Raw genomic sequence first — 26339 nt, forward strand, 5'->3', positions numbered from 1 at the left:
TAAATTATAGTTTAATTTCTGCTATCAACAATATTTCCTTCTTTATCAAGAAACTGTATTCCTTTTTCGTCGAACACCTCTACACTTGGTTGATGAAAGAACCAAATTTTGATTCCCTTCTCGTTAAGAGGGATTAAAATAGCATCTTTCGACCCTAGTTTTACACCTGCAATGTCCCCTTTAGCAATTCCGATAAAATATTCATTATCATTACCAGTAAAATCTCCGGTTTCACTTCCTTCAATTGGGGCAACTCCAACTTGATCAAGTGATAACCATCCATGTCGATTTTTTTGAAACCGGGCCATTGCTATATAATCTTTTGGATTTTCCAGTTGTGTATAATAAACGACATATGAGTATTCCTGTTCTTCGATAATTTTAATGACCTCTTGTACTTCCAAAGAAGTAAATTCCGAGTTTTGTAACGCTTCTTCTACCGTAGAATAGGAATTTTCCATTTTATAATTCTCCAAATATATGATTACGACGACAACTGCAACGACAACACCAATCAGTGTGTATTTTAGTTTTTTCATTTGTTTCCCTCTTCCTGAGTATAGAGTTTATGTAAAGTTTAATTGGTAATTAAAAGATAATGTCTAATTTAACATTCAATATCAATATCTATTTTCCTTCTTTTTTTGCTAGATGCATTCTGCAAAAACACAATCAACTAATTAATAGTATTATAATTAGAGAAACGAATTTACGGAGGAGATTTTCCATATGAAAGTCAACAATATCTTCAAACACTAGACCAAGACTCAAAAATTTGGTTTCCATTCGGACGGTATATAGGCCAATAGGCGCTATAAGCATATACATACAACAAAAATTACATCTGTAGTTGACCAAGATACAGGAGAAATTCGTTATTCTATAGACATTTTCATAAATGATTCAATGTCTTTCTGAGATTTAGTAAACAGGTACACTGGATATACTAATGAAATTAAGTAAGTAATGAGGTTTTATAATGAGTATTAAAAATTTTGTTGGCGGGAGAATTATTAAGACTGGTATATCAGTCTTTGTAACAGCATTTATATGCCATCTTCTAAATTGGCCAGCTATGTTTGCTGTAATTACTGCCATTGTAACAATTGAGCCGACTGCATCAGATTCTATACGAAAGGCATTTGTCCGTTTCCCTGCCTCTGCTATTGGAGCAGGCTTTGCTGTTCTTTTTACATTTTTGTTTGGGGACAGTCCCTATTCGTATGCTCTCGTGTCGCTCTTCACAATTATCATTTGTCATAAGCTTAAGTTTCACGACGGCATGCTTGTTGCAACTCTAACTGGGGTAGCAATGATCTCAACCGTCAATGATCATTACACATCATCTTTCTTCATTAGATTAGGGACGACCACTACGGGACTTATTGTTTCTTCCTTGGTCAATATAGTTGTCATGCCGCCAAACTACTTAGACAGCATTAAAAATAAAATTTTTGCGATTTATAAAGATGCGGTCACACTCCTTTATAAAAGGATTTGTGAGATCGTTGATACACATAAGGATAGTAACGAACTTCGACAGGAGTTTCAAACCGTTCTAAAGGATATAGAGAAAACGGAAACGCTATTTACGTATCAAAAAGAGGAATGGAAATTCCATCGGTTCAAAAGAAACGAAGCACGAAAGCTTTATTATGAATATAAAAAGTTTACGATTTTGCGGCAAATTTCCAATCATCTAGGAAATCTCATTTATCTTCCGACCCACCATTTTTCGTTAGATTGTGAAAAGGGCAACTATATCCTTTCTAGTATGCAGTCGCTTAAAACGTCTTTGTGTAGTGAAACTTTTTCAATCGATGAGATAAATAACGAAGATATTCGCAAGTTAACGGAATGGTTCTCTGATCAAAGAGAAGAAAATAATAATGGAGGTAACAACCACCACATTACACCGGAAACAGCGATTATGTATGAGCTACTGTCAATTTTTGATTTAATTGATGAATTAAAAGAGGTTCAGAAAAAAGAGTTTAGAGGATATAAAGATAAAGTGAAGATTAACACTAGTTCTTCGATATAAGTGAGTAAGACGCTAGATATGTACTAGCGTCTATTATTATCGAGTTAACTGTTTCCTATAAATAGTAACTCATAATAATTAATTCACCTTTTGGACCCATCCTTCGTTCGCCCTCATCAATATACCCACACTTCTTGTACAGGCTTTGCGCTGCAAAGTTTTTCAAATTGACTGCTAGTACAATTTCATTGATATCACTAAAATGTTCTCTCACAAAGGTAGGTAAGAGTTCTAATGATTTTTTCGCATGAGCTTTTCCTAGATGACGAAAATCAGTTGAAAAAGCTCTTACTAAGATTGCTTTCTCATTGTTTGAATAAGGCTTTACCCCTTCATTTCTATGTAGTACAAAAAATGTAACAAGTGTATTGTTTTCCATTGCGAGTATAGAATAACGACTAGGATCTTCTTTTTCTAGGAGGACTGCATCTTTTGGAGTGCAAGTATAACGTAGTTGCTCTTCCGTTAACTGATATTGTTCTATTTTACTTTCAAACGATTTATTGTATCGTATCAGTTCCATGAAGAATTCCTCTTTCTTACTTTTGGATTTGATTGATGGTTTACATAATTAAATTATGGTTAATAGAGAGTTGTTTTGAAAAATTTTCCCTAGATTAATAGACTTTAGTTTTTATAATCTTTTGATATGTAAAGCGTATTATTATATTGTGTTATTATATGTTCCCCGCTAGCTTCTTCAGTTGACTTTCATAGTGGCCAACTCAGAGTATCTTTGTAATTTAGCCTTTCATGGTTACCCGAATCCCAATGCTTTCGAAATCTCGGTCACTATAAGCCTTTCATAGTGACCAAATCCCGGTTTATCCAAAATCTCGGCAACTATGGAGCGTTCATGGTTCCGGAAATCCCATTTTTTTAAAATATCTCAGTAATCATAGCCTTTCATATGTAACCTTATAGTTTAATAACTGTTATTTTATTCACTTATTTAAGCAAATTTCAATCAACACTCTTCAAAAAGCTGCGTACCACTCTGACATATTCCTCTTGTTCCTCTAAATATGGCATGTGAGCACTTTGCTCAAATACATGGAACTTGCTTCCTGGAGTCAAAGAGCTAAAATACTCAGTTGAGTTTGGCGTTGCTTCGTCATATCGGCCACATGTATATAATGTTGGAATGTTAAAGTCCTTTAACTGAGATGTACAATCAAAGTCTTTTAAGTTACCTGTTACATGAAATTCTGATGGTCCCCACATTATATTGTATATCTCAGGGTTTTTATACTTTCTCCCCTCTTTTAGAAACTCCGGATATGGGTCAAGTCGGCAAACAAAATGTTTGTTGAAAATCTCGGTCGCTTCCTTATATTCTTCAGAGTCTGTCGTTCCATTTTTTTCATGTATCTTTAATGTCTCTTGAACATCTTTTGGTAGTTTCTTGCGGTTTTCTTCTTGATCCGCAGCCCATTGTGGTGCACTTAAACATGGACTTGAAAATAGTATACTTTTAACACCCGCTGGTTTTGCTAAGTAATATGCCGCGGCTAGGGTTGTCCCCCATGAATGTCCGAGGATATGGAATTCCTCAAGGCCAAGTGCGTTCTTCAATTGTTCAAGTTCCTCAACGAAACGGTCGATTGTCCATAATGATGTGTCAGTTGGGCGGTCTGATTTTCCGCAGCCTAACTGATCATAAAAAATTACGGGACGATCTTCCGCTAATATTCTCAAACCTTGTAATGAAAAATGTGAAGAACCAGGACCACCATGTAAAACAATAACTGGTGTATTCTTGGCGCCTATATCATGTATCTGATACCAGACCTTCCCTCCTGTTACTTCAACAAAACCTTCCTTCATAGACATACGTGACCCTCCTCAATACTTCAACCTCCCTTTATTATCTTGCAAAACTTCTGAAATTGGAAGATACCTTGAAATAAATAATGTTCATATATGTAAGGTAATACTAACTAAATAGCTTAGAAAAATGAAATGGAGGATGAAAGAAATAATGGATCAAGCATGGCTTTCTCTTTTACCATTTCTGATTGTAATCGCAATGTCTATTTGGTTAAAAGATATATTCCCCGGGCTTGTGTTAGGACTTCTTGTGGGCTCCATTCTTGTTACAGCAAGTTTATTAGATGGAACTCAGAAAGCTGTAGAATATGTTGTTACAACACTGTCAGATGAAACAAATATAAAAATCATTAGTTTCCTATATGTTTTTGGTGGTTTAGTTGGAATGATGAACATAGCCGGAGGTATTAAAGGATTTACCGAATGGATTGGAACTAAAATAAAAAGTGAACGTGGTTTACTAGGACTTATTTGGTTTACTCTCCCTTTTACATTTATGATGCCAATGTTTCGGATCATGATGATTGGACCGATTATTAATTCTCTTATAAAGAAAATGAATCTCTCAAAGCAAAAAGTTGGGATGACATTAGATATTTCAACTGAATCTGTTATCGTTCTATTGCCAGTTGCAACGGCATTTGTAGGCTTTATGGTTTCATTAGTTGAAGGTGGGATCCGTGGACTTGATCTGGGAATGTCTCCTTATCAGGTATTTTTGCTTAGTATATTGTTTAACTTTTACGCGATTGTCATGCTGATTATAGGGATTATTCAAACATTTTTGCCCTCGAAAAAACCCAATAATCCCCATATGAGAATAGACCTAGAGGAAAAAGAGCATGAATACCACCGAGCAGGAATTAAACGTGAATTATCAATGGTGAAAGCTCAGCCTTGGCATTTGATTATTCCTGTCTTCTTATTGCTGGGATTATCTTTATATCTTCTATGGCAGAATGGGACGTCACTAGGAGCACAAACTGTTTTTGAAGCTTTTTCAATGGCAGATGCTATATTTGTCATGTTATTGGCCGTTTTTATTACGCTAATTATAACGTTTATTTTTTACATGATGCGGAAGCAACCGCTAAACGAGGTCTTGTATCACTTTTATGATGGTGGAAATCAAATGATGCAGGCGATTAGCCTTTTAGTACTCATTTGGTCTTTAACATTGGCGGCCGAGGAATTAGGTTTTTCTGAGTTTATCAGTTCAACCTTAGGCTCTTTTTTACCAGCTTTTTTAACGCCTGCAACAATCTTTTTAATAGGTTCAATTGTTGGTTATTTTATTGGATCCTCTTGGGGGACATGGGGATTATTTATGCCACTTGGTATAGCTTTAGCTTTATCGACTGGAGCATCGATCCCATTAACAGTTGGTGCTGTATTCGCAAGTGGTGCATTCGGAGCGATAACCTCACCTTTAGGTGATACAACAATCACTACTGCAGCAATACTAGACCTGGATTTAGTTGATTATGCCCGCTATAAATTGAAACTATCAGCTATTGGCGGAGGGATTGCAATAATTTTATATGTAATAAGTGCACTGTTTCTTGTATAGGATTGGTCAAAAGTCCATAAGCTATCTCTATTTAGGAGGTGAATATACATATGTCAAATGAAAAACAGAACGATAGAAATTTTGCGGAAAATCTTAAGAATACTGCAGGCTCAGCATTTGAAACAGTTCATAATGCATTAGAAACTACTGAAGATGCTGCAATGAGTGCTGTTGATGCAACAAAGAATGCAGTAAACAATGTAAGGGAAAGAATGGATAACGATAATGAATAAAAAACGCCTCTTGGCGTTTTTTTATGGTCTTTTTTCGAATATACTTTTAAAGTTATTTCGGTAAAATACTAATAATATTCCATGTGCGATTATGATAACAACTGCTAAAAGTAATAAAGATTGATCCTCAAACAAATGAAGCAAGAAGATGTTTACTACCAGTGGAGCTAGAATGGCCAGTGCTAACGGGACATATCGATTACTTAGTAAGAGTAGCCCACAAAACACCTCTAACGATTTTTCTGCTACTAACAAATAGGAAAAATCAAATAAAGACATCGCTTCTGGACTTGTCGCAATGAACGGGTCTAAACCAAAGATTACAAAAAATCCATTTACGCCTGCAACTAAAAATAACACACCTAAGAATACTCTAGGTACATGCAATGCTACCTTTTTCAAACGAACACCCCCTTATATAAGTATACAAGGGAACGCGAATTAATTTGCTATTTTTGTAAAAGTTGCTGCGTTTCTTTTATAAAATCAGTGAAATATCCGTCTACACCGTATTTTATGATTCTTTTTTGTTCAGCTATTTGTGTTTGTTTATTCGTGAAATAAACATGTACTTTCTTACCAGCCTTATGTAATTCTTCAACAACATCTTTCGTAACATCTGAAGATTCAATACCAATAATAGGGTACGGAGTTGACATTGCCTGCTTTAGATCGAACTCTCCTTTTCGATATAAAAGGGTAAGCGGAATAGTAGGAGCTAAAGCCCATAATTTCTCAAGACTCTCCTTAGAAAACGACTGAAGAACAACCCTCTTCGTTTTTAAAACGTCATACTTACGTAAGAGTTTCACTAAGGGCTCTTCCATCACAAGTTGATTATTTACCTTCCTTGTTTCAATATAAAAGTTTTCATTTTTTGCAAAGGTTTTTAGAATTTCTTTTAAACTAGGTATTTCTTCACTTACAGTTTTATTATGAAAAGTACCGATTGTTTTAAAAGACTTTATTTCATTGAGGGTGTAATCAGATACTTTCCCCTTCCCATCTGTCGTTCGATCGAGTGTTGCGTCATGCATTGCAATAAGCTCGTGATCTTTTGTCATACGTAAATCAATCTCTAAATAATCAACACCATCTTTTGAAGCAAGTTTATAGGCTGTTAGTGTGTGCTCGTTAAACCTATTATTCGCGCCTCTGTGGGCTATTATTATTGGTTCCTCATCATCTGGTTTAGCGAGAACTATAGATGTAAGTGACAAACAAAACATAAGTAGTAATAGAGTAGTTCGTTTGATCATATGCAACCTTTCCTATATCAAAGTTATCTTTCCTATTCTTTGTATCTGACAGATATCTATGCTTGGGAGAAAACAATAAACAGCCTTTTCTCCTGTTGTTCAAAGAGATTAGGCTGTTTTCATGTGATGATAATTGCATATTGGTTGCATGTGTTATTAAATTGGAGTGATTTCTACATCTAAAACTCCAACACTTGGTTGTGCACCTAGTGCCTCAAAGGCCATTCTATGAAGATTAATTTTGTTTAACGGGAAGTTCTTCACCGTATCAACAACCGTGACAATAACTTCATGAGAAGGAACAAAAGAAAGATTTCTTACTTTTAAACGTTGACCGCATTTGAACGGACTTCCTTCAGCAACTGCAACTGTCATATTATTATCATATTTCCAACCAATTTCACATTTGGTTGGTACTCCACCCCAAGTCCAAGATGCCTTACCAATGATTGAATCAGTGTCCCTTGGCTGATACCAATATCCTGTTGGATATGGGACGTAATTATAGGATTGCTGCGGATAAGTAGGATAATAGGTAGTTCTTCCATCAATATATCCGTGACAATAAGGACAGTAGTGACCAGACATTTGATTACTCATTCCTCTTCTTCTCCCCCAAAAGCCGTATTTTACTAATTACTTCGTCTAATTAAATTATGTTATAGACACAGTTCTGGTTACAGTTGAGGAGGAAATAAGAAAAAGCTATTTAACTTTATTCAGCAGAAGTCCCCTACTTCTATAAGTGGGGGATGAATGCAAAAGGAGTATACAATTCAGTCAGTGTTAAAACTCCGACTGAATAAAGTTATAGTCTCCGGCGGATGCCTCGATTTTTAAAAGGAAGTCTTTCGAGCAAGCTCGAAAAAAATCGGGTGCAAATACACCAACGCGAATTTAATTTACTTTTGTCCTTTAAAATTCAACCAACTTAAAAATTCTTCTCCTGAAACATTTTAATCGCTGAGCTCTTCATAACGATATTTAAAATTACAAATCCAAAAATTGCCCCAGCAATTGAGCTAAAGATAAACGATGGTACGAATCCAAACAGTGCGGCTTCCTTGCCCATGATGAGTGTAGCTAATGGATAGCACGCAATAGCCCCTAGTATGCCAGTACCTATTATCTCACCTGTTAAAGCCATTGATAGTTTCTTAGTCTTTGAAAATAGATATGCTGCTAAAAAGGCACCAATCATACTACCTGGAAATGCAAATAATGACCCGGTTCCTAACATATTTCGTAATAGTGATACTGAAAAAGCCTGTAATACTGCATACCCAGGACCAAGGATAACAGCAGATAATACATTAATAAAATGCTGCATAGGAAATACCTTTGTAAAACCAATTGGTATTGAGAACAAATGACTTGTAATCGTTCCAACTGCTACTAGCATTGCTGTAACAGTCATTTTTAACGTTTTATTCATTAGAAATCCTCCTTTTAGTCCATTACTAAGCCGCCATCAACGACTAGATTTTGTCCTGTTACTCCCTTTCCCCATGGAGAGGCAAAGAAGAGTACTGCATTTGCTACATCGGAAGGTGTTGTCACCTGTTGCAATGGTGTCGACGATTTGATTAATTGAAAAACTTCCTCTGATGTTGCTGAACTTGCATCTGTTGTTTTGAGTAGCCCACCCGAGACCATATTAACTGTAATCCCATACGCTCCTAATTCTTTTGCCATGCTACGAGTAAACCCTAATAATGCGGCCTTGCTTGTATTGTAATCATGGTAGGCTACTACAGGGTTTTGAAATAGATTTGTTCCAATTGTGATGATACGACCAAACTTTTCTTCTCTCATATCAGGTAAAGCGGCTTGAGTAGTATGTAATGCACCCCTTACAGCACCCTCAAGCTGTGCTTGATAATCCTCCCATGAGATATCATCAGCGTTTTTCTTAGATATTGGATCAAATTTAAACTGAACTAATGCATTATTAATAACAGTTGTTACGGGTTTATCAAAGTATCGCTTAGCTTCACCAAACATTTGTTGGACTTGTTCTCGATTTCGAATATCTGCTTGAATGGCAATAGCGTTTTCTCCTATTTCTTCCTTCAAAGATAGTGCTTTGTCTTCACTTTGAAAATAATTTATTACTACCTTTGCTCCCTCTTGTGCAAAACCCCGTACAATTTCCCTTCCTAAACCACGTGCTCCTCCTGTTACCAGGACAACCTGATTATGTAGATTCATAGTCAAAACCCCCTAAACTAGTGTAAAGAACAACGCAAAAAAGCCAGGTCCATGTAAAATAGACCTGGCTTAAGTAGCGAGATAAAATTGCTAACTCTAACTCTACTTTCCTACGCCGGTATTACCCGGATCAGGTCCAAAGGGTTAAAAAACAACTGTTTTTCTCTCAGCCCAACCGGGCACCCCTAGTAGTTTGCGAATATTCTTTTTTTAAGTATAACGTGGTTACACAAAGATGTAAAGTAATAATTTGGTAAGGTGCGGTAAGTAAAACTGAGTAATAGTAAAGTTAGTAGTCACTTTACCCCTTTAGTTGCACAAAGAGACAAGCTATGTAAAAATAGATTAAAAGATTACTCTATTCGATCTTTTGAGAAATTTCTGTCGTTATAGGCGGAAATTCGTGTTTTTATTAAATTTATCTAGGGGGAACACTTCATGTTTAAAACAACTTTCTTAGAAGAATTAAAGGAACTTGCTAGTATCCAAGGAACACCTGGTCAAGAAATGAATGTAGTTAGAGCTTTAGTAGAGATGTTCAAGCCTTTTGCCGATAAGGTAGAAGTTGACCATATGGGTAATTTATATGCCTACCTTGAAGGAAATCAGCCTGGTCCAAAATTAATGATTTCCGCTCACTCTGACGAAATAGGCTGTGTTGTTCGAGATATTGACGACCGAGGATTCATTCGAGTTGAACGTACAGGTGGAGTTCTTGAGACACTTCTTATCGGACGTAAAGTAAATGTAAATGGGCACTTTGGCGTAATTGGTGTGAAGGCTGGACATTTACAAACTCCCGAGGAACGTAAAAAAGCACCTAGTATTTATGAATTATATGTCGATGTTGGTGCATCTTCAAAAGCTGAAGTTCTTGAAATGGGAATTGAAATCGGCGACCCAATTACATACATAAGTGAAATTGAGCAATTTACGAATAAAGATTTAATTTGCGGAAAAGCCATTGATAACCGTAGCTGTTGTGTCCTATTAGTGGAGCTATTTAAAACGTTACAAAGCCGTGACTTTAGCGGAACATTAGTTGGTGTTGTGGCTGTTCAAGAAGAAGTTGGATTACGTGGGGCAAAAGTGGCAACCTACAAACTAAATCCAGATTATGCAATCGTCCTTGATACGATACCTTGTGCAGATACTCCAGACAGTCTTGGTAGTGGTTATCCGGTTGGTATCGGTAAAGGACCTGTTATTCCTGCTTTAGCTGGAGGTTCTGTACGTGGTAACATTATGTCACCACAAATGAAAAAACTAATAACGTCTCATGCGAAGAAGCTAGAGATTCCTTATCAACTTGCCGTAATGACAGGAGCAACAACTGATGTAGCAGCTGTTCACATTGAGCGTGAAGGAATTCGTGCTGGGGCCATTACCGTAGCTCGCCGTTATTCCCACTCACCTGTTGAAATGGCAGATCTTAATGATTATGAACAAACGCTAACATTACTCAACTCACTAGTAAAAGACCTCGGAAACTGGGGAGAAATGAGCTTTATATAGTAATATACGGCCTGGCCATGCAGATATATTTTAGTGCAGAGGTTCAGGCCAAAAAAATGCTTATACCAACCTATCATTTCACATACTACTATAGAAATAGAAGCAAAGTTAGGAGCTAACCTAGTGGACAAAGATCGTGAGGAACAAACACAAGAAAATAGTAATGATGAGATGGACTGGGATGCTTTTTTTAAAAGTGACGATGATGAAGAATGGGAAAAAGAAAAAGCAAAAAAGAAAAAACGTAGAAGTCTTATTGTTAAATTAGTTAGTTTGTTACTTGTAGTTTCTATGACCGTTACAGGGTTACAGGTTTGGTTCAATGTATTCAACCTCCCTGCAATCCGCTTTGTTGAGGTTTCAAATCGACTATCAAATCAACATGAGGTAAAAGAATACAGGAAAGCAGTTGTAACGATTGAGTGGGCCGGTGTTAAAGGAACTGGTTTTACAGTGGATTCAAGTGGACTAATAGTAACAAATGAACATGTTGTTAACCATACAAACACTGTAACTGTTCAATATCGATCTGGTGATTCATACACTGGCAAAGTTATTGCAAAGGATGCAAACCTCGATATAGCCATTGTCGATATTGAAGCTACTAACCTCCCTACTCTTGAACTTGATAATGCTGATAAGGATTGGAGTAATGAAAAAATCATGTTTATAGGTAATCCTCTGTCTTTTACTCAAATTGCAAATGAGGGTGAAATAAAAGGAAATGTTGTCTTACGTGATTGGGAAGTTCCTGTTATGATGATTGAAGCACCGATTTATCGCGGAAATAGTGGTAGTCCAGTGATTAACAAGGACGGAAAGGTAATTGGTGTAATTTTTGCGACACTTCCTAATCCGACTATTGAAACGGAAGAAATTGTAGGTCTTGCTGTACCTTCCAGCCACATTCTAAAATTACTCGAAGAAGTTGAATTTAAAACGGAGTAAAAATGCTTTTTAATTTTATCATCTTCGAAAAGAAGTTTGCGTCCCTGCCTTCCTTGGTAAAGGGATTACTTTTTGTTTCTAAACAATGTAAAAATGCCTCGTCGCATATTCTTGACGGTCCAAATCTTTGGTAACAAAAATCATGTTGCATGCAGCAGTTATCAACGGCATTCGTTGGTGGACCACTTCCCCCACATCCTGGTCCGCACCAACGGTATCCAGGCATACAAAAACCAACTCTCCTTCTTTTATACATAGAAAAACCCTTCCTTCTCGGTTTGTTTTTACTAAAATATGAAACACAAGTCGAGAAAGATAGGGCTATTGTAAAATCTGGGTAATTGTTTTAAATACGGTCTATATCTTCAATAACTAACCCTTCTACATGATGCTTAGACATTTCTTTTCGTATCTTCCTGTTTTCTTTCGATTCGAAAAGAATATCAAAATCGTAATCTTCGGGATACAGATCCTCGGCTTTTATATATAGAGAAAGCCTTTTATGATTAAAGAGTAACCTCTCGCCTTTTACCACCACTTCTACTTCACCTTTATCATTAGCTGGTTTGGAGACTATGCCATATTGATCCAAAGAAGGGATATTTACATTATCTCCTCTTTTAAAAATAGACGCCTCGTTTGGTTTCTTTTCAATCTTTCCATGCTTTTGCTTCTGTACATACTTAGCATTCATCGCAAGCTGAGAGCTTAATTCATTGATAGTAAATGGACTAGCGTCTCGATATTCCTTCGTTTCTCCATAGGTGATTTGATGTGCGCGTTCAATTAGGAATGGATGCATTCCCAATTTCAATGCAATCGTAAATGCTTGGCTATCGCCACCTTTACCAATGATAAGGCGGTATGTCGGTTTTAATGTGCTCGCATCAAACTCCATAGAGCCGTTCTCAAAGCCTTCTCTGTTTTCAGCATATGTTTTAATTTCACTATAATGAGTTGTCGCAAGAAGCGTTGCCCCTTTTTGATACAGTTCTTCAAGAATTGAAGTTGCAAGTCCCATTCCTTCTGCAGGATCTGTACCTGCCCCTAGTTCATCTAATAATACAAGTGAATGTGGCGTCGTTTCTTTTAATATCTCAATAATGTTTTTAATTCGTGATGAAAACGTACTAAGAGATTGCTCAATACTCTGGCCATCCCCAATATCAACGAGAATTTTATCATAGATTGCAATTTCACTACCTTCATCTGCTGGAATATGCATACCTGATTGTGCCATTAGAGTCAGTAACCCTACCGTTTTTACCGTTACCGTTTTTCCTCCTGTATTTGGACCTGTGATGACTAAGGCATCATAGTCTTCCCCAATCGTAAAATTCAGTGGAACTGCCGGTGCACCTAATAGTGGGTGTCTTACATTCTTTAGACGAATAGTATGATGCTCATTTATTTGTGGAGCAATCCCTCCTATTATTTGGCTGTATTTAGCTTTGGCAAAAATAACATCATATTGAATCATCGTTTCAACAGCTATTTTTATTTCATGCTCGTGTTTTTCGACCAAACCAGTTAATTGTGTTAAGATACGATGCTCCTCTGCCTCCTCTTGCATTTTTAACAAATTAATGTCTTCCTGTAGATAACCTATCTCTTCTGGCTCCATAAATAGAGTCGCACCTGAAGCAGATGTATCAAGTACAGTTCCTTTGATTTGTTTTCGATATTCTTTCTTTACAGAGATAACGTATCTCCCGTTTCGTTCACTGACAAGATTGTCTTGGAGATACTTGCTGTTCTTGGATGATTTAACAAATTGCTCTATTTTTGCTTTTAATCGTTCTTCTTGGATACTGATTTGTTTTCTCGTTTTCAATAATTCTTTACTTGCGTAGTCGTCAACTCTTCCATGGCGGATACAACGCGCAATCTCATCTGCCAAATCTTTTAAGTCAAAAAGAGAATATACATAGGTTGAGATAATAGGTGCTGCATATTCCTTATCACTCATAAATCTTTTAAGTCTTTCGATACAAACTAAGAAATCACATAGATTCATTAAATGATCTGGCCGTAATGTCACTGCTTTATGCATGCTAGTTAATAGATATTTAATATCCTTTAACGTATGAATCGGTACACTTGTGCTAATTTCCAATACCTTTTTCGCTTCACTTACCTCATTTAACCAAGCAACAATTTGCCTCTTCGTACGAGAAGGTGTTATAGATTCAATTTTTTCTTTTCCTAGTTCTGAAATGCAATATGTTGCGATTTCGTCTTTAATATCAGTAAATTGTAGAACTTCGATGGTTTGTGAATTCAATGGAATTCCTCCTAATGTGTTTTTGGTTTTACACACGTGCGAGGAAACGTAAGAACAGGAGTACATACTCATTTTTAAGAAGGTTTCTCTAAAAACCTTGTATAAAATAAAAACCGCAAGAGAACACATTGGTTCTGTTGCGGTCAAAAAGTCATCATATACAATGAAACATTCGTAAGGATAAATCCGTACAAACATACTTCATTCGTAGAAGGAGTCGGCGCAAACCTTTGTTCTTAACATTTCACGATCCGAAAATTGGGTATAACAAATAAACATCTGCTATAAAGCAATTTTTTCAGACTCGCACGTATAAAGTTACGTTTTAGTTAAGAACTGCACCCTTCATAAAATAAACCCCTTTACTTGGAAGATACCATTATTATAGCACCAAAAAATCAAATGTATATAGACAATTTTCTATTTTTTTACTCTAAATGTATTTACTTCCTTCTCTTATACTCAATTTCGGTAAATTGTTTAGTTGAATGAAGCTGCGGACTGATTCTGGATTAGTTTTCGAATACTCTCTTAACGCCCAGCCAATGGCCTTTTGAATAAAGAATTCTTTACTTGCTGCATTTGCAAGTATGTAACGATATAAAAGCTCTGCGTCTGTACGTACTTTATACTTAAGTTGAAAAAGTATTGATGAACGGGATAACCATATATGGTCACCGTATGCCCACCCTTCAATATATTCCGCAATTACTTCAGGTGTTTCTTTTGCAACCTTACCTACTAAATGTGGTGCAAGCACATCCACTGTATCCCACCAAGATTTGGTTGTAATAAGGTTTTCTAGAAATGGTAAGTGTTCTTTATTAATCTTTTTTATCGATTTTTGCATATAATCGAGGGCTGCATTTTGATATTCTCGCTCATCTTTTTCCCATAAAAGCTCTACAAAAGAGGGTTGGAAATCCTGTTTTAAGACACCAGTTTCTGTATAAAACCTCTTCATTAACTCTCTTCGTAATGGCGTCTTAATACCAAGAAATAGGAACTTGTTTTTCATATAGTTCTGCATAGGGATGGCGTTTTCCTGATTACGATGTTCTTCAAATAAACGAACGATTAAGTCAATCATTTTTAAACTCCTTATTAGAAAAACACGATTTCCCGCCCATGACGGCAGAAATCGATGTCTTTTCTTATAATTTAATCCTTTCAAGGAAGTTAACCTTTCTTAAAGTATAAAAAATGGGACAGACAAGCTGTCCCATAACTGGTTATACAGATAGAATTTCTTCAATTTGTTGAAGTGTGTCTTCACTTAAAACAACACCAGATGCTTTCACGTTTTCTTCCAATTGCTCTGGTCGACTTGCACCTACTAATGCACTTGCTACATTTGGTTGACGTAGAATCCATGCTATCGCAAGTTGTGATAAAGAAAGATTCTCATTTTCTGCAATACCCTTCAATAATTCAACCTTATCGAGGTTCGCATCATTTAGAACACCAAATAAGTCACCTAACTTCTCTTGTGAAGCACGGCTACCAGCAGGAACTGCCTCACCTTTTTTATACTTTCCAGTCAGCACACCTTGTGCTAGTGGTGAAAATACAACTTGTCCAATCCCATGCTTCTCACTAACAGGAATAATTTCTTTTTCAATATAACGGTGAAGCATACTGTAGTTCGGCTGATTTACGACGATACGATCTAATAGCTTTTTATCAGCAAGATGCACTGCTTCCGAGATTTGTTCCGGAGTCCATTCACTAACACCTACATACAACACTTTTCCTTGTCGTACAAGGTCATCAAGAGCACGTAATGTTTCTTCAAGAGGTGTTTCTGTATGGAAGCGATGACAATAATAGATATCAATATAGTCAGTTCCAAGTCTTTTTAAACTTGCATGACATTGTTCCATGATATGCTTACGAGACAACCCAGAATCATTTGGTCCATCCCCCATCTTTCCAAAGACCTTTGTTGCCAGAACATAAGAACTTCTATCATATTTGCTTAATGCTTTACCAACAACCTTTTCAGCCTCACCGCGCATATACACGTTTGCTGTGTCGAAGAAGTTAATTCCTAGTTCATATGCTTTATCAATAGATGAAGCTGCATTTTGCTCTTCAACATACCCACCATATGTTAACCAGCTTCCAAGGCTAATTTCACTTACCTTAAGACCAGTATCTCCAAGACGACGATATTCCATAGTCATGAGCTCCTTTATGTATGTATTTAAAATCATCTTTTATTTTACCACTTAAAGGAATTTTTCTCATTTTTAAAGTATTAAAAACTTAATAGATTCATAGAAAGTACATAAAATCTAATTTAGATTTGCAAATCCAATTATTTTAAAGTCTAAACCCTCTTTTTCAAAAGTGTATTCATATGTATGTACTAAATCCTGTTCAGGATGTTTTCCTTTGATAGTCATCTCATATTCGTCAAAATTTCTTTTAAATTCAAGGACTTCGATTTTTTCTAACGGTTCAACAGTTGGGTATTGATTAATTATAGAATACGAGGCGGCCATATCCTTTACCACAGCATCTTTCGCAAGCTTGTCACGTTCTTCGCTGTCTATTTCAGTATCCGAAAGTTGATGATAAAGCTCGATCTTTTCCACCCCTACTTTTTTTAAATAGTTGTCGGTATAAAAATAAGGTGTGAAAAGCTCATGTGTAAAGAAAAGGAGAAGAAGAAAGCTGGAAATAAGTTGAATATGTAATGTAAAGCGAAATGTCGATATCCTCTTATTTACTTTATTAACTCCCAAAACTATAAGGATAATTGCTAAAATTAGAAAAATGTAATCAATAATGTAGTGGAAATAAAGAAAGTCTAAATAGTGTTCATTTTTTAGGTAAATCACAAACAAAAATACTGCAAGTAAAAATGAAAAGGTTTTATTAATAAGTTCATGCATAGTATACTCCTTTCAAACTGTGAATCTTATTGCGCACTCATTCCCTTGCGTGTAAGACTTCAAGTCCAGACATCATTATAATAAAGAAAGCAGAGAGTTATAAGCTAATTGCAGCTTTCGATTAATATATGATTTTTTAGATGTAGGTACTTCTTTTTCTTCTCCAGATAAATACGCCTGAATTGGCCCAGCGTATTCTAACTTCATAGTTTCATAATTTATGATATCGCTAGGACGAGCAAAACATGCCGGCTTATCATTTATGGAAAATCCTCCGCGCATTAATACAGTTGCTACAAACTGAGAGCAGAAAAAGGCATTTTTATTTTGTATCTTTGTTTTTAACAAGATTCCAAAAAGTCCAATCAGATTGTATTTGTACTTCTCGCGTGTTTCTTCAATCTCCTTAATAAAACCGATCATGTTAGAATATTCTTCCTCTGACACAGTGAAACTATAAATAGCACAAGTTGCATTTTGGAAGAGCTTCCCCTTTAAATCTTCTTGCACAAACCCACCAATAAATGGGTTGTGAGGTCTTTTTCTCCCGAAACTATAAGTTGTATCGAGATTATCTGTAAAAGAAATAGACGCATGATTTAATTGCTCTTTCGTAAACATTTTTATCATTCTAGTAAATAATGTACCTGTATCAGAAAGTATTATATAAACCTTCATTTTAATCCCCCAACAATCTTATATGACTTATTCTTATACCATCATAGTAAAAGCAGGTAACTAGTTGAATAAGCTAGAGATATATTTTTAACTAGGACCTGCGATGTACGTTAGGTCCTTTTCCCCTAAGAAAAGATTATAGGAGAAATGTCATATTTAATAGTTACTTCAGTCATATATCCAGTCATATATTTATTCTGTGTTCTACATGATTAGACGCTCCAAGACGAAAATTGTTACGTGTTCTACTATAATTCAACAAAAATTGAGTTTTTCCTTCTTATATAGTGATAATGGCGTGAGAAGTAACGTTTACGAAATGTTCACATCAATACCTTCTAAAATAAGTTAAAATGGTAACATAATAATGTGAAGGTTTTCACAAAAACTTCTTTAGAAAGGACCATTCCAACATGTCTCTGCATACACCAGATCAGATCGTAGATATTACGGTTAAGAACGGAATTAAAAAGACTAGTTATCCCATTTGGACTACACTTATTTTAGGCTTTCAAGCTGGAGCATTTATCTCCTTAGGCTTTTTACTTTATATAAGGGTGACTGCCCCTTTACCTGAGAGTCTTGCTAGTATTAGTTCAATACTTGGAGCTTCCGTCTTTCCACTTGGCCTTATTCTTACATTAATTGCAGGTGGAGAGCTATTAACCGGTAATATGATGGTTGTTCCCCTTGCACGCTTGGCACAAAAAATTCAAACAAAACAGCTCATCCATAATTGGTTTTTGATTACACTTAGTAACTTTTTAGGTGCGATTTTTGTTGCATATTTCTTTGGTCATGTTGTTGGTTTAACCGAAACTGGCGCGTATTTAGAAAGTACGGTTCATATCGCCGAACATAAAATAAATGCTAGCTTCCTGCAGGCATTTGTATCAGGAATCGGCTGCAACTGGCTTGTTGCTGCTGCGGTTTGGTTGGCATATGGAAGTAACGATATGATAGGGAAAATTGCTGGAATATGGTTCCCAACAATGGCATTTGTTGCGATTGGCTTTCAACACGTTGTTGCAAATATGTTTGTTATACCGGCAGCAATCTTCGCTGGACACTTCAGTTGGGCCGATTATATTGGTAATTTCATTCCTGTATTTTTAGGAAATGCCGTTGGTGGAGCACTATTCATTGGAACGGCATACTGGTACGCATATAAGAAGCAGGATTATAGAGTTATCGAAGGAACAAAACAGACAGAACTTGTTGAGAAAAAAATGAGTGTTTAATATAGAAAAACTCCATGGGATTATCCATGGAGTTCGTTCGTCTTATACAATTACTTCTATCTTTTTAAAATTCTTTTCGAATTCTTCAATACTACAAGGCTTTCCAAAGTAATATCCTTGGACATATTGACAATCCTGGTCACTCAAAAATGAAAGCTCTTCTTTTGTTTCAACACCTTCTGCTATCACTTCCATTTTTAGATGTTGTGCCATTTTTATCATGGCAATTGTAATTCCAGCATTTTCAGAATGGGATGAAATGTTTTGAATAAACATCCGGTCAATTTTAATTCCATCAAGATTAAATGTTTTTAAGTAATTGAAGGACGAATAGCCTGTCCCAAAATCATCAATAAAAATTTTAATCCCCAAGTTTTTTAATTCTACTAGTGTCTCAAGTATATATTCTTCATTCTTCATTAACGAGTTTTCGGTAATTTCAAGCTCTAGCCATTTACCTTCTAACTCATATTCTTCAAGTAAATTTCTTACATCTTTTGCAAAATCAGTTTGTAAAAAACGTTGTGAGCTAATATTAACGCTTATGGGTATTAGTGGAATGCCCTCTTCCCGCCAAGCTATTAGCTGCTCACACACTTTCCTCTTCATCCATTTACCTAAATGTACAATTAGACCTGTTTCCTCAGCTAATGGAATAAATTCGGCTGGAGAGATAAGTCCGAATTTTGGATGGTTCCAACGAATTAACGCTTCTGCACCGACAGTTTCTCCCGTAACTGTATTAACTCGAGGTTGAAAATAGGCTACGAACTCTTTGTTTAATATAGCTTTACGCAAATCTCGTTCCAGTAAGAAAGACTGATAGTTTCTTTCATCCATAGAGTTTGTATATATTTGGTACATATTTCGACCTAAATCCTTTGCCCGGTATAAAGCAATATCGGCTTTTTTCATCAGGTCAACAACAGAAGTTCCCGCTGAAGGGTAAAAACTGATTCCGATACTAGCAGAGACTAAAAGTTCATGGTCTTCAATATAAAATGGAGATGTTAGATTTTGTAAAATGATGTTTGCCAGATTGATGACTTCTTGCTGTTTTGTTACTGTCGGGTATACAAGCATAAACTCATCCCCACCCATACGAGCTACAAATTGTTTGCCTTTTTGAAGGCTATTTTCTAGTCGTTTTGAAATTAATTCTAAAAGTCTGTCTCCGATTAAATGGCCTAGGGTATCATTTATTTTTTTAAAGCGGTCTAAATCAATAAACATTACAGCTAATTGGTCATTTTCGTCAGCTGAAAGCAATGAATCCTGTAATTTTTGTTCAATCCATCTTCTATTTGGAAGTTTCGTTAATTCATCATGGTGAGCTAAATATGCATTTAGTTCTTGGTTCTTTTTCTGATTTGTAATATCTTTACCAATCGAATAGACTCCGTTAATCTCATTCTCAATTATGATCGGAAGAAACGTAATATTAAGGAATAACCGCTCCCCTTGTTGATTGATTATTTCAATTTCGAAATTTTGAGGATTACCTTTTATAGCTTTTTCAAAATACTCGTTTCTACTTTCTACATATTTTTCGACGATAAGATCAACTGTACTTCCATTAGGAATCGTTTCTATTGAATAACCAAATATTTCACAGGCTCTTGGATTCATGTCAACTATTTCACCATTTGCATTATAGGTAATAACAGTATCCTGACTATGCTCAAATAGTGATTGGTAATGTTGGAGGTTAAGCTTAAGCTCATTTTGAGTAGATCGTAATTCTGTAATGTCATGTACAGACCCTACAATTTCAATTACATCGTCTCCTTCAAAAATCGGAGATACATCAACATATACAAGCTTTCCGCGCAACTCGATTTCATAGTTAACTCGATTTCCTTCAAACGCACGAGTGTAATGATAGTTTTTAATTTTAGCCATTTCGCAAGGAAATATTTCCTGCGGGGTCTTATTAAACATCGAAATTGTATTTGCACCAATTTCATCCATTAATTTTCCTTCAGCTATCGTATAAACGATCCGACCATCCTCTGTTTTGCTCATTTTAAAAATACCATTTTGGAGGTTTTTTATTGTACTGATAAAATCATTTTTCATAGCTTCTTTAAGCTCTACTTCCATTTTTACTTTATCAGTTATATCTGTTCGGACGCTAACATATTGATAGGGTTTTCCATTATCACCCATGAAAGGTACGATCGTTGTCCCAACCCAGTATAAGCTGCCATCCTTCGCTTTGTTTTGGATTTCACCCTTCCAAATCTTGCCGTTTCCAATAGTTTTCCACATATTTTGAAAAAATTCTTTTGAATGGTAACCCGAATTTAATATTCGATGATTTTGACCAATGAGTTCTTCTTCGCTGTACTTTGACAATTCGCAAAACTTTTGATTAACAAGGGTGATTGTTCCTTTTGCATCAGTTATCGCAATAATGGTTGATTCATCAAGAGCAAATTTGATATCTGCTACTTCCTGGTTTAACATTCTTAATTGTTCAGTCAGATTCTTCTCTTCTAGAATCTCTTTTACAAGAATTACATTGAATTCTTCATTATCTACATGAATTATATTGGTGGAGATCTCAACAGGAATAAGAGTATTGTTAAATCTTAACCCGTGGATTGTTCTCATAATCTCTCCATCTCTATACTGAAAGCCAGGAAGTAATGTTTGAAGGTTATCATCAAATGAACTGTTTTTGTATTGAAACAAATTCCTTGCTTTTGGATTAAGATAAATAATTTGGCCAATTATATTAACAACTAATAGTGAATCACTTATGTTCTCAAATAAATCGATAAAAGCTTCAAGTTTTTCTACCGGCTGTGTTATGTGTTTTTGCATGTAAATCCCCCGTGAGTGTTGTGCCAATTTCATTTTTAATTACTAATCCACATTTTCTATCAAAAATCACAATCTGTATAGTACTAATTCAATAGGAATGTTCTCCTATTTTATTGTATTGAATAATTTCCATTATGGGAAGAAATAGTAAGAAATAAATTGATAGAAAGGATGGACACAATAATGGAGAAAGATGAAAATGGACACTTAAAAAATCAGGTAATGTACATAACAAATACCGCATACGAAGAACTTCACTCAGGAGATAATCACACAGATGCAGGTAATACTCTAGAAGAAGAAGCTAGAGATGAGAGCTTAAAGGCAGATTTAAATAAGAGATAATGACAAAAGGAAGTGCTTGATCCATAGGACCAAGCACTTTTGCGTTTCATATTAAGTTTAATACTCCACATCAAAAGATGAACAAAGGCTTTTTAATGTATGAAGTCTAGCGGTAAAAATAAATAAGTCATTGTAATTTCTGTCTACATACTCAGAAATAACATTCATCCCTTGGACAAACCTATCCACCAATATAAAAGTATATCTTTCATTCCATCTATATTGATTGATCCTTAAGAGTTCGTCAGCAATCAACTGAAACTTATATTCTTCTACAAGTAATTTTAATTGATATAACTTATCGGGAGATTCAATATAGCTTTTATTTCTATTTTGATAATTTGAATGAACAAATTTTATAAAACTATCAATATTTTCTGCTAGCATTATCGCTATTTTCATCTCGACATTCATGCTATCATCTCCTCAATAATAAAAACAGACTCATATATATGAGTATTCTTTGGGTGTGTATTGGATTTGGTTCTTGCGATACACGCTCTTCTACTTTTTGATTAAGCGTGTATTGAATCTGGCTCTTGCGATACACGCTCTTCTACTTTTCGTTCAAGCGTGTATCGAATCCACCTTTTGCGATACACGCTTTTCTACTTTTCAGTCAAGCGTGTATCAAATCCACCTTTTTGCCATACACGCTCTTCTACTTTTCGCTCAAGCCTGCTTCATTCCCATAGCACTTCCATCTCAAAAAAACCGACACTAGTACCACCCAATTTGTAAAACTTTCTTTTTGTTATAAATATATGTAGAACTTCATCACATAATGAGAGATTTAAATAGGATATAATGAACAATTTTTAAGAGAAGAGTAAAAGTTAGATGTTTTTTTATGTGGAATAAATAAATAACGCCCTTTTTCTCTGAAGTTTAGACACATATTTTTACCATTTACACTCTGTTTATCTATTGAATTTCAATTCTTTTAAACTACAATAGAAATATAAAGTTTGTGCTTCATTTCACAAACTTAACACTGTATATGTAGTCTTACTATAAAAACAGAAAGTAGTGATGTAAAATGGCTAATATTTTAATAGTACGTGCACACCCTTTAAATGAAAGTGTATCAAGATCGATGCTTGTAACAGATGCTTTTGTTGAAGCATATAAACTACACCATCCAGAAGATTTAATTGAAGACATTAATCTGTATGAAATGAATGTACCTGAAATTGATAAGGATTTATTAAATGCCTGGGCAGATTTAGGAAAAGGAAAACCTTTCTATACACTAACTGAATCACAGCAGCACAAAGTTACCTTGTTTAATTCGTTTACAGAAGGATTCCTTCAACAAGATAAAATTGTTATCGCCAATCCGCTATGGAATTTAAGCATCCCTACTCGATTAAAGGCATGGTTCGATACAATTACTGTTGCGGGAAAAACATTTGGCTATACAGAAACTGGATCTGTCGGCCTACTTCAAGGGAAAAAAGCATTACATATTCAAGCGAATGGTGGTTTTTATAATGGTGCTGATCCAGCAAGCCAGTATGTAAAAACCCTATTAATGTTTTTAGGCATTACAGATTATCATCAACTGTTTGTTGAAGGTATGGATCATGCCCCTGACAAGGCACCAGAAATTGTTAGCGCAGCAATTGATAAAGCAAAAGAACTAGCGACAGCTTTTTAAAATAGTGAAAATGTGGCGCATGAACCAACATTCATGTGCTTTTTCTATATTGATAATTCATTTCCATACGATGGCACTACGATACTCACAACCTTTGTACTACCTGCATCCCACACATTGATTACCAACCTCTCATAAAATAAAGGGTATTTTACTTAATTGTATATTAGAGAGGTGAGAAAATGACAGAAAGAATGTTCAATATCATCTTAGCTTCAGTTATCACATTTCTGTTAGGCTGCGCAGTATTCTTTTATGTGACCGAAGACAAAGCCAAACCTGTTGCATCTCAGCCTGAAAATGTTATTGATTCAACACCTCCTCCTTCTACCCCAACGGATAATAAAGATACCAGTCCACCTGCTTCTGATGAAAACGAAAACCAACCGAAGAATGAAGAACCTGAAGGAAACAATAACAATGAAAATGAAGAAAAAAGTCAAAACAAAAATGATAAAAGTAAGGATATGCCGGAAATTGTATGGGGAATTGATTCGGCCAGTGAAACATCGGGAGATTTTTATGCATGTGTAAAGGATAACTTTGGTGACCCGGGTATTATTGGACGTTATTTGGGGGATCGTGAAGATATTTCCAAAGGGTTAACGTCTGAGCAAATAGAGATTATTCACGGTGAAGGTGATTTTATCCTTCCTATTTATAATCACTTTAATGATGCTACAGGTTATGATAACGGCGTGGCACATGCAAAAGAAGCCATCAAAATTGCTTCAGATCTGGGAATACTTGAGGGTGTCGCATTATTTGCAGACATCGAACCTGATTATCCAGTAGATTCAGAGTTTATCAAGGGATGGTTCGATACCATTAGTGAATCACAGTACAAATCAGGTATTTATGGCGTTTTTGATCCTGAACACGCTTTATTTGAAGCGTATAATGCTGCAGTAGAAAGTAACAAATCCATTTTGGAAAATAATTATATTTGGACTGCTGCACCGAGTGTTGGCATTACTGTTGAAAGTGAAGCACCTGAATTTAAACCAGCTGCTCCTGAAGGTTCACTTGCATGGGGATGGCAATATGGTTTAGACGCAGACACTTGTAATATAGATACAAACTTATTTAAAAGTGAGCTAGTTAACGTTCTCTGGGGACCTAAAAATTGATAGCAAAATGCCCAACACGTAAATGGTGTTGGGCATTACTATTAAGTTCCGCAAAATGTTCGATATGGCTTATTAGTTGAATCGGGTAATTTGCAATACTCTTCTTGTTCAGGTGTATGAGCAAATGGATACGAAAGAACGGTAAGCAGTTGATCTATTACACTGTAATCCCCTCTATTTACTGCTGCCTCAATTGCTTCTTCGACTCTATGGTTACGAGGAATAACACCAGGGTTAGACTGTTGCATTAGCTGAAAAGACTCTTCTCTTGTTTTATCTTGTTGATTTAATCTTGCCTGCCATTGCTCATACCATTTGGAAAACTCCTGTGTTCCATACATCGGTGTCTCCTGCGCATTATCAAATGTAAGTGCTCTGAATGTATTTGTATAATCTGCTTGATGATTTTTCATAATCTCAAGTAAATCTTTAATAAGGGTTTCATCTTCACTATTCTCAGTAAAGATTCCAAGTTTTGCTCTCATCCCTGCAAACCAATTTTTAAAATATTGCTTTGAATAATCATTAATCGCAGTCTCAGCGATTTTAACAGCTTGTTCTTGTTCATCATGTAATAACGGTAAAAGACTCTCAGCAAATCGAGCCAGATTCCATGAACCAATATAGGGCTGGTTGCCATAAGCATAGCGTCCTTGTGAATCAATCGAACTAAATACGGTTCCTGGATCGTAAGTATCCATGAATGCACAAGGACCATAGTCAATTGTCTCGCCACTAATTGTCATGTTATCAGTGTTCATAACACCATGTATAAAGCCTACCAATTGCCACTTTGCAATAAGTGATGCCTGACGTTTTATGACTTCTATTAAAAGAGATAAATACGGATTTTCATCGTTTTTACTCTCTGGATAATGACGGTCAATTGCATAATCTGCAAGAGCTCGAAGGTCCTCTACATTACCCTTTCCAGCAGCATATTCAAATGTTCCAACTCGCAAATGACTTGCTGCTACTCGAGTTAAAATAGCGCCTTGTAACTGATTTTCCCGGTAGACAGGTTCACCTGTTTCAACGACGGCTAAACTTCGAGTGGTAGGAATTCCGAGGCCATGCATCGCTTCACTGATGATATACTCACGCAGCATAGGACCAAGTGCAGCACGACCATCTCCACCGCGAGAATAAGGAGTTCGGCCAGAGCCTTTCAATTGGATATCGAATCGCTCAAGATCTGGAGTAATTTGTTCACCTATTAGTAATGCACGCCCATCCCCCAGCATTGTAAAATGTCCGAATTGATGACCAGCATAAGCTTGTGCAAGAGGTGAAGCTCCTTCTGGAAAAGAGTTCCCTGCAAGAACCTCCACTCCTTCATCACTTTCAAGTGCCTCCACGTTTAGACCTAGCTGTTGCGTTAATTCCTTATTTAGTTTAATGATCTTTGGATCACGTACGGGATTGGGGTTCATCTTACTATAAAATGCATCCGGCAAGCGGATATAACTATTATCAAAATTCCAACCTGTTTTATTCATTATAAACTCCTTTAAATTCATAGAGATATACTTATTATGTATCTTTATAGTAACACTACGTATGTTGTTTTGTGGTTATTTTTGCCATAGTTTTTTAAAGGAACATATAACATTTGTGGTTAAAAATATTTTTTATAAGGTTGTTTCTTTATTATTTATCATT

At 35.8% G+C, this 26339-nt stretch carries 27 protein-coding genes and 1 riboswitch; of the genes, 10 read left to right on the forward strand and 17 right to left on the reverse strand.

The genetic code is table 11. The annotated features are described in order from the left end of the window. Positions 1-11 precede the first annotated feature (11 nt). On the reverse strand, positions 12-539 hold the full coding sequence (locus AB3M96_RS18300) for a hypothetical protein (protein WP_412969082.1): 528 nt from the start codon (positions 537-539) through the stop codon (positions 12-14). Between the two features lie 440 nt (positions 540-979). On the opposite strand from AB3M96_RS18300, the gene AB3M96_RS18305 reads away from it, so the two are divergent. Beyond that, entirely contained in the window at positions 980-2044 is a 1065-nt protein-coding gene (locus AB3M96_RS18305) for an aromatic acid exporter family protein (protein WP_412969083.1), read from the forward strand. A gap of 55 nt (positions 2045-2099) precedes the next feature. On the opposite strand, the gene AB3M96_RS18310 is transcribed toward AB3M96_RS18305, so the two are convergent. Further along, positions 2100-2567: a GNAT family N-acetyltransferase gene (locus AB3M96_RS18310; RefSeq protein WP_412969084.1), complete on the reverse strand. Its 468-nt coding sequence runs from the start codon at positions 2565-2567 to the stop codon at positions 2100-2102. A 440-nt stretch (positions 2568-3007) separates the two neighbouring features. Next, the gene (locus tag AB3M96_RS18315) at positions 3008-3877 is read right to left on the reverse strand and encodes a proline iminopeptidase-family hydrolase (protein ID WP_412969085.1); all 870 of its coding nucleotides are present in this window, start codon (positions 3875-3877) and stop codon (positions 3008-3010) included. Positions 3878-4025: 148 nt separating this feature from the next. Between AB3M96_RS18315 and AB3M96_RS18320 the strand changes: the two genes are divergently transcribed. Together AB3M96_RS18320 and AB3M96_RS18325 are read left to right on the forward strand one after the other, a co-directional pair. Next, positions 4026-5444: a Na+/H+ antiporter NhaC family protein gene (locus tag AB3M96_RS18320; RefSeq protein WP_412969146.1), complete on the forward strand. Its 1419-nt coding sequence runs from the start codon at positions 4026-4028 to the stop codon at positions 5442-5444. Between the two features lie 50 nt (positions 5445-5494). Further along, a complete protein-coding gene (locus AB3M96_RS18325) occupies positions 5495-5677 on the forward strand; it encodes a hypothetical protein (RefSeq protein ID WP_412969086.1) in 183 nt (60 codons plus the stop codon). A gap of 21 nt (positions 5678-5698) precedes the next feature. Here AB3M96_RS18325 and AB3M96_RS18330 read toward each other — a convergent pair whose 3' ends face one another. The 5 genes from AB3M96_RS18330 to AB3M96_RS18350 all read right to left on the reverse strand — a co-directional run bounded on the left by AB3M96_RS18330 (position 5699) and on the right by AB3M96_RS18350 (position 9147). Further along, positions 5699-6079, reverse strand: a complete 381-nt coding sequence (locus AB3M96_RS18330) for a DoxX family membrane protein (protein ID WP_412969087.1) — start codon at positions 6077-6079, stop codon at positions 5699-5701. A gap of 47 nt (positions 6080-6126) precedes the next feature. Continuing rightward, on the reverse strand, positions 6127-6936 hold the full coding sequence (locus AB3M96_RS18335; protein WP_412969088.1) for a glycerophosphodiester phosphodiesterase: 810 nt from the start codon (positions 6934-6936) through the stop codon (positions 6127-6129). 156 nt (positions 6937-7092) lie between these two features. Next, positions 7093-7536 (reverse strand): RlpA-like double-psi beta-barrel domain-containing protein, encoded by a 444-nt coding sequence (locus AB3M96_RS18340; RefSeq protein ID WP_412969089.1) that lies wholly within the window; start codon positions 7534-7536, stop codon positions 7093-7095. Between the two features lie 331 nt (positions 7537-7867). Next, a complete protein-coding gene (thiW, locus tag AB3M96_RS18345; protein WP_412969090.1) occupies positions 7868-8371 on the reverse strand; it encodes an energy coupling factor transporter S component ThiW in 504 nt (167 codons plus the stop codon). A 14-nt stretch (positions 8372-8385) separates the two neighbouring features. Beyond that, entirely contained in the window at positions 8386-9147 is a 762-nt protein-coding gene (locus tag AB3M96_RS18350) for a 3-oxoacyl-ACP reductase (protein ID WP_412969091.1), read from the reverse strand. A gap of 90 nt (positions 9148-9237) precedes the next feature. After that, positions 9238-9344: riboswitch (TPP riboswitch) on the reverse strand. 241 nt (positions 9345-9585) lie between these two features. Here AB3M96_RS18350 and AB3M96_RS18355 point away from each other — a divergent pair. Both AB3M96_RS18355 and AB3M96_RS18360 read left to right on the forward strand, forming a co-directional pair. Then, on the forward strand, positions 9586-10662 hold the full coding sequence (locus tag AB3M96_RS18355) for a M42 family metallopeptidase (protein WP_412969092.1): 1077 nt from the start codon (positions 9586-9588) through the stop codon (positions 10660-10662). A 123-nt stretch (positions 10663-10785) separates the two neighbouring features. Further along, positions 10786-11610 carry a S1C family serine protease gene (locus AB3M96_RS18360; RefSeq protein WP_412969093.1) on the forward strand — a complete coding sequence of 275 codons (825 nt, stop codon included), beginning with the start codon at positions 10786-10788 and terminating at the stop codon, positions 11608-11610. Here AB3M96_RS18360 and AB3M96_RS18365 read toward each other — a convergent pair. Continuing rightward, positions 11597-11836: a Parvovirus coat protein VP1-like protein gene (locus AB3M96_RS18365; RefSeq protein ID WP_412969147.1), complete on the reverse strand. Its 240-nt coding sequence runs from the start codon at positions 11834-11836 to the stop codon at positions 11597-11599. The two genes, AB3M96_RS18360 and AB3M96_RS18365, sit on opposite strands and share 14 nt — an antisense overlap. Here AB3M96_RS18365 and AB3M96_RS18370 point away from each other — a divergent pair. Further along, positions 11760-11951, forward strand: coding sequence for a hypothetical protein (locus AB3M96_RS18370; RefSeq protein WP_412969149.1), 192 nt, complete (start codon positions 11760-11762; stop codon positions 11949-11951). The genes AB3M96_RS18365 and AB3M96_RS18370 overlap by 77 nt on opposite strands. A gap of 5 nt (positions 11952-11956) precedes the next feature. On the opposite strand, the gene AB3M96_RS18375 is transcribed toward AB3M96_RS18370, so the two are convergent. The 5 genes from AB3M96_RS18375 to AB3M96_RS18395 form a co-directional block, all read right to left on the reverse strand. After that, positions 11957-13894, reverse strand: a complete 1938-nt coding sequence (locus tag AB3M96_RS18375) for an endonuclease MutS2 (protein WP_412969094.1) — start codon at positions 13892-13894, stop codon at positions 11957-11959. Between the two features lie 433 nt (positions 13895-14327). After that, positions 14328-14984 (reverse strand): DNA alkylation repair protein, encoded by a 657-nt coding sequence (locus AB3M96_RS18380; protein WP_412969095.1) that lies wholly within the window; start codon positions 14982-14984, stop codon positions 14328-14330. Between the two features lie 142 nt (positions 14985-15126). Next, entirely contained in the window at positions 15127-16074 is a 948-nt protein-coding gene (locus AB3M96_RS18385; protein ID WP_412969096.1) for an aldo/keto reductase family protein, read from the reverse strand. A 117-nt stretch (positions 16075-16191) separates the two neighbouring features. Next, entirely contained in the window at positions 16192-16794 is a 603-nt protein-coding gene (locus tag AB3M96_RS18390; RefSeq protein ID WP_412969097.1) for a hypothetical protein, read from the reverse strand. 75 nt (positions 16795-16869) lie between these two features. Further along, a complete protein-coding gene (locus AB3M96_RS18395) occupies positions 16870-17472 on the reverse strand; it encodes a hypothetical protein (RefSeq protein ID WP_412969098.1) in 603 nt (200 codons plus the stop codon). Positions 17473-17885: 413 nt separating this feature from the next. Here AB3M96_RS18395 and AB3M96_RS18400 point away from each other — a divergent pair, with 413 nt between their 5' ends. Further along, positions 17886-18713 carry a formate/nitrite transporter family protein gene (locus AB3M96_RS18400; RefSeq protein WP_412969099.1) on the forward strand — a complete coding sequence of 276 codons (828 nt, stop codon included), beginning with the start codon at positions 17886-17888 and terminating at the stop codon, positions 18711-18713. A gap of 42 nt (positions 18714-18755) precedes the next feature. Here AB3M96_RS18400 and AB3M96_RS18405 read toward each other — a convergent pair whose 3' ends face one another. Further along, on the reverse strand, positions 18756-21542 hold the full coding sequence (locus tag AB3M96_RS18405; RefSeq protein ID WP_412969100.1) for an EAL domain-containing protein: 2787 nt from the start codon (positions 21540-21542) through the stop codon (positions 18756-18758). Positions 21543-21713: 171 nt separating this feature from the next. On the opposite strand from AB3M96_RS18405, the gene AB3M96_RS18410 reads away from it, so the two are divergent. After that, the gene (locus AB3M96_RS18410) at positions 21714-21887 is read left to right on the forward strand and encodes a hypothetical protein (protein ID WP_412969101.1); all 174 of its coding nucleotides are present in this window, start codon (positions 21714-21716) and stop codon (positions 21885-21887) included. 57 nt (positions 21888-21944) lie between these two features. Here the strand turns inward: AB3M96_RS18410 and AB3M96_RS18415 are convergent, their stop codons facing one another. Further along, positions 21945-22301, reverse strand: a complete 357-nt coding sequence (locus AB3M96_RS18415; protein WP_412969102.1) for a hypothetical protein — start codon at positions 22299-22301, stop codon at positions 21945-21947. Between the two features lie 625 nt (positions 22302-22926). Here AB3M96_RS18415 and AB3M96_RS18420 point away from each other — a divergent pair. Further along, entirely contained in the window at positions 22927-23547 is a 621-nt protein-coding gene (locus AB3M96_RS18420) for an NAD(P)H-dependent oxidoreductase (RefSeq protein WP_412969103.1), read from the forward strand. A 182-nt stretch (positions 23548-23729) separates the two neighbouring features. Continuing rightward, positions 23730-24677: a glycoside hydrolase domain-containing protein gene (locus tag AB3M96_RS18425; RefSeq protein WP_412969104.1), complete on the forward strand. Its 948-nt coding sequence runs from the start codon at positions 23730-23732 to the stop codon at positions 24675-24677. Positions 24678-24718: 41 nt separating this feature from the next. On the opposite strand, the gene AB3M96_RS18430 is transcribed toward AB3M96_RS18425, so the two are convergent. Continuing rightward, positions 24719-26197, reverse strand: coding sequence for a protein adenylyltransferase SelO (locus AB3M96_RS18430; protein ID WP_412969105.1), 1479 nt, complete (start codon positions 26195-26197; stop codon positions 24719-24721). Between the last annotated feature and the right edge of the window lie 142 nt (positions 26198-26339).

This window comes from Ferdinandcohnia jepli (genome assembly GCF_047246645.1).
In the GTDB taxonomy this organism is placed as follows: Bacteria; Bacillota; Bacilli; order Bacillales; family Bacillaceae_L; genus Ferdinandcohnia.